Raw genomic sequence first — 1833 nt, 5'->3', positions numbered from 1 at the left:
TTTTGTGCCACCGATATAAGGGCAGTATTTAACGCTACAGCTAGAAAAAATGAGATTTGCGCTCTTACAGGCAAGTTAATCCCCGCTAATGAAACAATGTTGTTAGGTTTGACGATCTATGGCGATCTAGTTCCGTTGAGTATGGATAGTTATCCCAATTAAATTAAAATAAGTTTGACTAGGGTGGGGCAGAATCCAGTATAGTTAGTCCTCACCCAAGGGAGATGGGAAGTGGGAATTATAAATTATAAATTATGAATTATCAATTGAGAGGTGGGGAGTTTTTTGCTGTAAACAGTCAACTGATAACTGATAACTGATAACTGATGACTGATGACTGAAGCGATTTTACGAGTGGTTTTAATCAATCCGCAAATTCCGCCAAATACGGGGAATATTGCCCGTACTTGCGCCGCAACGAGGACAGAATTGCATTTAGTTGGTCCCTTGGGTTTTGAAATTAGCGATCGCTATCTGAAGCGGGCCGGCTTAGATTATTGGCCCTATGTAAAACTTATGTACCACTTGACAATTAATGACTTCTGTGATTATCAACAAAAGAGCGGCGGAAGGGCGATCGGGTTTACAGTGCGCGGCAGCAGTAGTTATGTGGAATACAGCTATCAAAGCGGAGATTGGCTACTTTTTGGCAGTGAAACCGACGGTATTCCGGCAGATTTATTAAATAAGTGCGATGACACGGTTTATATTCCCATGGCGGAACCGGGGGTGAGAAGTTTAAATCTTTCCGTTAGTGTGGCCATCGGATTATTTGAGGCCAGACGACAATTGGGATTTATTCGTTAGCGGGACATTTGGCTATATAAACAGAGCAAATAAACTGAATTGACCAAAAAAATTAGAAAATTGCTTTTATTTAGCTCATTTTTGCCCGTAGCGATAAAAAAGCGATCGCCGTCAATTTTGTCCGTAATAACAGCAAGAAATTATGTGGATTATCCTAGCGCAAATTAATTTTTGCTCCTTTCTAATCCCATAATTTATTGAAAATAAAAAGGCAAGATGAGGCTCATGAATATCTTCGACCTTTCTCCCAATACTTTTCGCAATTTACAGCTTTTTAATCGGCAAAAATCCACCTCTGGCTTAACTCAAGTCGAGATGTTAGTTACCCTAATTTTATTAGGAATTCTCGTAACTCTTGCCCTTTCTGTTTATCATCGTTTAATGGCTTGGATTCGCTTAAATATCGCCACCTTTGAAATATCACAACAGTGGAAAAATACCCGTTATCAAGCCACAGGAGAAGGTTTTCATCCCCTATCTTTGTGCATGGCAGAAAGTGAAACTGAACAGATTAAAGTGGCAAAAGTACAAGGAGACGAATGTGAAAATGTCACCGATTGGACTCCCATCACTCGTGGTGTTAGCATCGATACTAATAATTCTACCCTACGCCGAGTTAGTGGACCTGTCGGTAATCAAGGGACAATTTATCGCGCTAGTTGGGCCGATACAAAGGGGGGGTTAGGGGGTTCTTGGGGACAGTTAGGCAGAATTACTTTAGTTGCTTCCGGTACACCCGACAAACGCTGTTTATTTTTATTCCGTGTTGATGGTAGTTGGGATATTCGCCAAGATAATAGATGTGTGGGTTAAAGCTGATTTAAAACTAGGGAATCAGGCACTCGATTTGTTGAGCTAAATCAAAATCTAAGTTACTTAAACCTCCCACGTCATGGGTAGTGAGGGAAAGAGTAACGCGATTGTAATTGATGGTAATATCAGGATGATGACCTAGGAATTCAGCTGGAGTAACTAAGCGATTAACAAAAGCGATCGCTTCGATAAAATTGTTAAATTTCAAAGTTT

The 1833-nt window shown here is 40.4% G+C and carries 3 protein-coding genes; 2 read left to right on the top strand and 1 reads right to left on the bottom strand.

The features are described from left to right. The first annotated feature begins 333 nt into the window (after positions 1-333). Positions 334-807, top strand: coding sequence for a tRNA (cytidine(34)-2'-O)-methyltransferase (locus PX636_RS22075; RefSeq protein ID WP_012267724.1), 474 nt, complete (start codon positions 334-336; stop codon positions 805-807). A 225-nt stretch (positions 808-1032) separates the two neighbouring features. Then, a complete protein-coding gene (locus PX636_RS22070; RefSeq protein ID WP_288118918.1) occupies positions 1033-1620 on the top strand; it encodes a pilus assembly FimT family protein in 588 nt (195 codons plus the stop codon). 13 nt (positions 1621-1633) lie between these two features. Here the strand turns inward: PX636_RS22070 and PX636_RS22065 are convergent. After that, positions 1634-1833, bottom strand: a 200-nt coding sequence (locus tag PX636_RS22065; protein ID WP_288118915.1) for a 4a-hydroxytetrahydrobiopterin dehydratase, incomplete at its 5' end; no start/stop codon positions are given.

Source organism: Microcystis sp. M53598_WE2 (assembly GCF_030067735.1).
In the GTDB taxonomy this organism is placed as follows: Bacteria; Cyanobacteriota; Cyanobacteriia; order Cyanobacteriales; family Microcystaceae; genus Microcystis; species Microcystis aeruginosa.
This window is presented reverse-complemented; position numbering and strand designations above follow the sequence as displayed.

Excerpts from the sequence above, each read along its gene's own strand:
- PX636_RS22075 (WP_012267724.1), top strand. The coding sequence starts at position 334 with ATGACTGAAGCGATTTTACGAGTGGTTTTAATCAATCCGCAAATTCCG.
- PX636_RS22070 (WP_288118918.1), top strand. The coding sequence starts at position 1,033 with ATGAATATCTTCGACCTTTCTCCCAATACTTTTCGCAATTTACAGCTT.